6 protein-coding genes, 1 tRNA gene and 1 riboswitch are annotated in these 6,290 nt (G+C 65.6%); of the genes, 5 read left to right on the forward strand and 2 right to left on the reverse strand.

All coding sequences use genetic code 11. The features are described from left to right. Positions 1–264: 264 nt before the first annotated feature. The gene (locus SAS01S_RS06520; protein ID WP_245656768.1) at positions 265–531 is read left to right on the forward strand and encodes a hypothetical protein; all 267 of its coding nucleotides are present in this window, start codon (positions 265–267) and stop codon (positions 529–531) included. Between the two features lie 191 nt (positions 532–722). Here SAS01S_RS06520 and SAS01S_RS06525 read toward each other — a convergent pair. Continuing rightward, positions 723–798, reverse strand: a tRNA-Ala gene (locus SAS01S_RS06525). A gap of 88 nt (positions 799–886) precedes the next feature. Further along, positions 887–1,204, reverse strand: a complete 318-nt coding sequence (locus SAS01S_RS06530; RefSeq protein WP_066806387.1) for an FYDLN acid domain-containing protein — start codon at positions 1,202–1,204, stop codon at positions 887–889. Between the two features lie 101 nt (positions 1,205–1,305). On the opposite strand from SAS01S_RS06530, the gene aroA reads away from it, so the two are divergent. The 4 genes from aroA to metE form a co-directional block, all read left to right on the forward strand. Then, on the forward strand, positions 1,306–2,637 hold the full coding sequence (aroA, locus tag SAS01S_RS06535) for a 3-phosphoshikimate 1-carboxyvinyltransferase (RefSeq protein ID WP_066806389.1): 1,332 nt from the start codon (positions 1,306–1,308) through the stop codon (positions 2,635–2,637). Next, a complete protein-coding gene (locus SAS01S_RS06540) occupies positions 2,634–3,626 on the forward strand; it encodes a proline iminopeptidase-family hydrolase (RefSeq protein ID WP_245656769.1) in 993 nt (330 codons plus the stop codon). Before aroA ends, SAS01S_RS06540 begins: the two co-directional genes overlap by 4 nt. A gap of 24 nt (positions 3,627–3,650) precedes the next feature. Then, complete coding sequence (gene cmk, locus SAS01S_RS06545; RefSeq protein WP_066806391.1) at positions 3,651–4,292, forward strand: (d)CMP kinase; 642 nt, start codon at positions 3,651–3,653, stop codon at positions 4,290–4,292. A gap of 88 nt (positions 4,293–4,380) precedes the next feature. Then, positions 4,381–4,596: riboswitch (cobalamin riboswitch) on the forward strand. A 111-nt stretch (positions 4,597–4,707) separates the two neighbouring features. Then, on the forward strand, positions 4,708–6,290 hold a 1,583-nt coding region (gene metE / locus SAS01S_RS06550; RefSeq protein ID WP_066806405.1), incomplete at its 3' end, for a 5-methyltetrahydropteroyltriglutamate--homocysteine S-methyltransferase.

Consider the following 6,290-nt stretch of genomic DNA (forward strand, 5'->3'; position numbering starts at 1 on the left):
CACGAAAAACCTGACCGGTAGACTCTGAAAAGCGCCCCGATCTCCTTCTACGCCATGCCTGACGCTCCCAGTACGCGATCCCCCGCCACGAGCGTTGGCTCACGCGCCCAACTCGCCAGCAAGCTCTCAATGGACGTTGCGCCAACGGAACATATTTGTCGCAAGCCTGTTTCGAGTCTAGGCACAAGGTGGAGTATGATCATGGCAGAGTATCGCGATAACGCAGGGAACACGACATACGTCGAACGGAAGAGCAATACTGGAATGATCGTTGGCGCGGTCGTTCTGTTGGCTCTTGTCATTATCGGCCTGCTGTTCGCGACGGGGTTCTGGAGCGCCAATGTCAAGGGCGGCGAACTGCCGAAGGTCAATGTCAGCGCCAAGGGTGGCGCGCTGCCCGACGTCGACGTGAAATCGAAGGAAGTCGTCGTCGGCACGTCAAAGACCACGGTCGACGTCCCCACGGTGAAGACCGAGAAGAAGTCGATCGACGTCCCGACCGTTGGCGTGAAGGACAACGGCAACAAGTAACCGGCCGGCTTTTTTGGTCGTTTGGTAAAGAGCGCTCCGCCGGCTTCGGTGGGGCGCTCTTTTTGGTGCCATCTATGCCAGCGTGACACCAACTGGATCGTTTCTTGGAGATTCGTGCCGGTTTAGATCGTTACGAAAAAGCCCGCCGCGCCATCAGGCGCTGCGGGCTTTTTCAGTCCTACGGAACGGGTTGGTGGAGCCGAGGGGGATCGAACCCCTGACCTCTGCAATGCCATTGCAGCGCTCTCCCAGCTGAGCTACGGCCCCACACTTTCCGGGAAGGAAGGCGCCCCTAACCGGACTGCGCCCCTTTGACAAGCGGGTGGTTAGCCCGCTTGCCTTAAAATTGCGTCGATCAGTTTTCGTCTTCGTTGCCGCCGGTCTCGACACCGAGATCGTCGTCACCGCCCAGATCGACTTCATCGTCGGCCGAAGGCTCGCCTTCCTCGATGCCGATCTCCAGATCGTCACCCTCGAGGTCCGAATCGTCCTTTTCGGGCTTCTCGGCCTTCACCACCTCGAACGGCAGCGGCTGCTTCGACTTCAGGATCGGCTCGGGCGCCCAGGCGGTGTTGCAATTGATGCAAGTCACCGGGTCGTCCTTGCCAAGATCATAGAAACGCGTTGCGCATTTCGGGCACGTACGCTTCGTGCCCCATTCCGGCTTAACCATGCCGATGTGTACCTTTCGATTTACTGCAAATTTCGGGGATCGACCCCTAAAGTGGCGCGCGCCTTGCCATAGCGCAAGGTGGCTGTCAAAGCCCGCGACCGATGTCGCATGCTGCTCCTAAACCCCTCCGGATCGAATCCTCTGCTGGCCTGACCGGCCGCGTCACCGTACCCGGCGACAAGTCGATCAGCCATCGCTCATTGATGCTGTCGAGCCTGACGGTCGGCGAAAGCCGGATCGAGGGCCTACTCGAAGGCGAGGATGTGCTCGCCACTGCCGCTGCGATGCGGGCGATGGGTGCCACCATTGAGCGCAGCGACGACGGCATCTGGCGCGTCTGGGGTGTCGGGGTCGGCGGATTGCTGCAGCCGGCGGGCGCGCTCGACATGGGCAATTCGGGGACGTCGACGCGGCTGCTCGCCGGGCTGGTCGCCAGCCATGCGATCACCGTGACGTTCGTCGGCGACGCCTCGCTCAGCAAACGCCCGATGGGGCGCGTGATCGATCCGCTGTCGCTGATGGGGGCGGAATTCACGTCCAGTCCGGGTGGCCGCTTGCCGATGATGGTCCGCGGCATCTGCCCGGCGGTGCCGATCGAGTACACGCTCCCGGTCGCCTCGGCCCAGGTCAAGTCGGCGGTGCTGCTGGCCGGCCTCAACACGCCGGGGATCACGCGGGTGATCGAGCCCGTGCCGACACGCGACCATAGCGAGCGGATGCTCGCCGGGTTCGGTGCCAATCTGACGGTCGAGGCGACCAACAAGGGGCGCGTGATCTCGGTCCATGGCGAGGCCGAATTGAAGCCGCAGCAGATCGTCGTGCCGGGCGATCCGAGTTCGGCGGCGTTCTGGGCAGTGGCGGCGTCGATCGTGCCGGGCAGCGACGTGACGATCGCCAATGTCGGGCTCAACCCGACGCGCGCGGGCATCTTCGCCGCGCTGCGGATGATGGGCGCCGACATCACCGAGGTCGATCCGCGGACCGTCGGCGGCGAGCCGGTCGCCGATCTGGTCGTGCGTCACGCGGCGCTCAAGGCGATCGACGTGCCCCCCGATCTCGCGCCGAGCATGATCGACGAATATCCGGTGCTGTTCGTCGCCGCGGCCTTGGCCGCCGGCCGCACCGTCGCGCGCGGCGCGCACGAGCTGCGCGTCAAGGAATCGGACCGCATCGCGGCGATGGCGGCGGCACTCGAAGCTTGCGGCGTGACCGTCGAGGAATTCGACGACGGATTGGCGATCACCGGCAGCGGCGGTGAGCCGATCCCAGGCGGCGCGACGATCGCCTCTTTGCTCGACCATCGCATCGCGATGGCGATGACGGTGGCGGGGCTGGTCGCCCGGCGGCCGATCATGATTGACGACGTCGCCCCCGTCGCGACCTCCTATCCGGTGTTCTTCGAGACACTGGAGCAATTGGCGGGGCGCGCATGAGCCGCATGGTCGGCCGTCGCGAGCTGCTCGCCGGCGGCCTCGCGCTCGGCGCCACCTTCGCCCTCCCCCGCCCGCTTTTCGCGCGCAAGGTCGATGGCTATCCGGCGCCCGATCTCGAGAAAATGGTCCCGGTCGAGGGCGGCCGCGTATATGTTCGCGTCAACGGCAGACTGAACGGCGCCAAGCCGCCGATCGTCATGCTGCATGGCGGCCCGGGCGGCGACCATGAGCATTTCATGCCCGCGGCCGCGCTCGCCGATGAGCGCGCGGTGATTCTCTACGACCAGCTCGACAGTGGGCAGTCGGACCGGCCGAACGATCCGAAGAATTGGCGCGTGGAGCGCTTCGTCGATGAGATCGAGCTGGTCAGGAAGGCGCTCGGGGTCGATCGCTGGCATCTGCTCGGGCATAGCTGGGGCGGTACGCTCGCGCTCGAATATGGCGCCCGGCGACCGGCGGCGTTGCGCGGGCTGGCGATGGCCAGCCCGCTTGTCTCGACCAAAAGCTGGATCGCGGACGCCAATGCCTTGCGCGCGACCTTGCCGTCGGCGGTGCAGGCGCAGATCGCCAGTTGCGACACCGGCCCCAGCCGTGCTTGCGACGACGGCGTCAATGCCTTTTACCGCGCGTTCAACGGCCGCGAACCAGCCAAGCCCGCGGCGATCGCTTATGCCGGCGCGCATCCCAACGGCTTCAATCCCAAGCTCTACAATGCGATGTGGGGGCCGAGCGAATTCGCCTGCACCGGTAGCCTCAAGGATTATGACGGGGAGCCGCTGCTGGCCAGGCTCGACGGACGGCGCGCGATCTTTCTGGGCGGCCAGTATGACGAAGCGCGCCCGACCACTTTGGCCGGATTCGCCGCGCGGGTGCCGGGCGCTGAATATGCCACCATCCCCGGCTCGGCGCATGGTATCTTCGCCGACCGGACGCTGGAAACGGTCGCATTGATCCGCGGCTGGCTGGCGCGACAGGACGCACGCGCCTAGGACGCGGTTCATGGAGTTTAGCGTATGATCATCGCCGTGGACGGTCCCGCCGCCAGCGGCAAGGGCACCGTCGCCCGCGCCCTGGCGAAACATTATCGCCTGCCGCATCTCGACACCGGGCTGTTGTACCGTGCGGTCGCCGAGAATGTGCATCGCCTCGACCTCGACCCGACGAAGGAGGCCGATGCATTCGCCGCGAGCAATTTCGACGACAGTTTGCTCGACGATCCCGTGTTGCGCAGCGACGAAGCGGGGCAGCGCGCCTCGATCGTCTCGGCGCATCCGTTGATTCGGGCCGCATTGCTGCAACGCCAGCGCAAGTTCGCGCATCAGGAAGGCGGCGCGGTGCTCGACGGGCGCGATATCGGCACGGTGATCGCCCCCGACGCCGACGCCAAACTGTTCGTCAAGGCGACGCCCCAGATCCGCGCCCGCCGCCGCCATACCGAGCTCAAGGCGCGTGGCAGCACGCTCAGCCTCGACAAGGTGCTGGCGGATATTCGTTTGCGCGATCAGCGCGACATGGGGCGCGATGCGGCGCCGCTGGTGATGGCGGTCGATGCCGGCATCCTCGATACCAGCTTCCTGTCGATCGAAGCCGCGGTGAAGCGCGCGATCGAGCTGGTCGAGCGGCAGGTTCAACTGAGAGCGGCGGCCAACCGCTGATCGGCCTTAATTCCTCCCCGTTCCGGGGAGGAATGACCTCATATAAAGAATTCTTTATATCCCGCTTGACGCGACTCGCTCGGAGCAGGATAAGGCGCATGTCGAGGTTCTTCGGACGGGTTCGCCCGCGCCGAAGCTAAGACGGGAAGCCGGTGCGGTCCTTCGGGGCCAAGGCCGGCGCTGCCCCCGCAACTGTAAGCGGCGAGCGGCGGTCGATGAGTGTCACTGGGGGCTCGCCCCTGGGAAGGCCGGACCGGCGTGTTGACCCGTGAGCCAGGAGACCTGCCTCCGACGCGATAACGTCCACCGGCGGGGTGTCCGGGCTGGCCGCTTGCATCCTGCGGTCGGCCCCCGTGTCGCCCGTGTGTGCTCGTGTCTGGTCTCTGCCTCCGCCTTTCATCGGGGTATGAAGACCATGACCGTCACTGTTGCCACACTCGGATTCCCGCGCATCGGGCCGCGCCGCGAATTGAAGTTCGCGCTCGAGAAATTCTGGTCGGGCCAATCGTCCGAAAACGAGTTGCTCGAAGCCGCTGCCGGACTGCGTACCGCCGCCTGGGCGCGGCAAAGGGCGCTCGGCGCCGATTGGCTGCCGTCGAACGATTTCTCGCTCTACGACCACGTCCTCGACACCAGCCTGATGCTGGGGGCGATCCCCGAACGCTATGGCAAAACGGCGGGCGATTCCGACCTTGCCACCTATTTCGCGATGGCGCGCGGCACGACGGGCGAGGATGATGATTGCGGGCACGGGCACGGCAGCCTGACCGCGTGCGAGATGACCAAATGGTTCGACACCAATTACCATTATATGGTCCCCGAACTGGTCGCCGGGCAGAAACTGGCGCTGAGCTCGGCCAAGATCGTCGACGATTATCGCGAGGCCAAGGCGCAGGGGTTCGAAACGCGTCCGGTCCTGCTCGGCCCGGTCACCTGGCTCAGCCTCGCCAAGGGGCGCGGGGTCGATCCGTTCGACTATCTGGATGAAGTGCTGGGGCTCTACACCGCCATATTGACCCAGCTCGGCCAGGCCGGCGCCGACTGGGTGCAGATCGATGAACCGGTGCTGGTGCTCGACCTGAGCGAACGCCAGCGCACCGCGATCACTCGCGCTTACGCCAAACTGCCGCGCGCCGGCGTGAAACTGATGCTCGCGACCTATTTCGGCGGGCTCGAGGACAATCTTGATCTGGCGATCCATTTGCCGGTCGCCGGATTGCACGTCGATCTGGTTCGCGCGCCGCAGCAACTCGACGCGGTGCTGGCCAAGGCGCCCAAGTCGCTATTGCTCTCGCTCGGCGTGATCGACGGGCGCAATGTGTGGCGCGCCGACCTCGCCGCGTTGCTCGACCGGCTGGAGCCGATCGCCGCACAGCGCGACATCGTCCTCGCCCCGTCCTGCTCGTTGCTCCACACGCCGGTCGACCTCGCGCTCGAACGCAGGATCGACCCGGAAATCGCGCAATGGCTCGCTTTTGCGGTGCAAAAGGTCGGCGAGCTCGCGACGCTGAAGCGCGCCCTCAACGAAGATCGTGACAGCGTTGCCGAGGAGTTGGCGGCATCGAGTGCGGCAGCAGCGGCGCGCAAGACCTCGCCGCTGATCCACGATACCGCGGTCGCGGCCCGGCTGGCCGGCGTCATTCCCGCCGATCGCGAGCGGCGGTCGCCCTACCCTGCCCGTGCAGCGACCCAGGCCGACGCACTTGGCCTGCCCGCTTTCCCGACCACCACGATCGGTTCGTTCCCGCAGACCGCCGAGGTGCGCCGCGCGCGTGCCGATCACAATCGCGGGACGCTCGATGCCGCGGCCTATGAGCAGTTCCTCCGCGAAGAAACCGAACGCGCGATCCGCTGGCAGGAGGAAGCCGGGCTCGACATGCTCGTCCATGGCGAATTCGAGCGTAACGACATGGTGCAATATTTCGGCGAGCAATTGTCCGGTTTCGCCTTCACCGTCAGCGGCTGGGTCCAGTCCTATGGCTCGCGCTGCGTTCGCCC

Origin of the sequence: Sphingomonas asaccharolytica NBRC 15499 (genome assembly GCF_001598355.1) — a bacterium.
Taxonomy (GTDB): domain Bacteria; phylum Pseudomonadota; class Alphaproteobacteria; order Sphingomonadales; family Sphingomonadaceae; genus Sphingomonas; species Sphingomonas asaccharolytica.

What these genes read in the sequence shown, in the direction of transcription:
- SAS01S_RS06520 (WP_245656768.1), top strand. Translation starts at nt 265, where the DNA reads ATGATCGTTGGCGCGGTCGTTCTGTTGGCTCTTGTCATTATCGGCCTG.
- cmk (WP_066806391.1), top strand. Translation starts at nt 3,651, where the DNA reads ATGATCATCGCCGTGGACGGTCCCGCCGCCAGCGGCAAGGGCACCGTC.
- SAS01S_RS06530 (WP_066806387.1), bottom strand. Translation starts at nt 1,204, where the DNA reads ATGGTTAAGCCGGAATGGGGCACGAAGCGTACGTGCCCGAAATGCGCA.
- SAS01S_RS06540 (WP_245656769.1), top strand. Translation starts at nt 2,634, where the DNA reads ATGAGCCGCATGGTCGGCCGTCGCGAGCTGCTCGCCGGCGGCCTCGCG.
- aroA (WP_066806389.1), top strand. Translation starts at nt 1,306, where the DNA reads ATGTCGCATGCTGCTCCTAAACCCCTCCGGATCGAATCCTCTGCTGGC.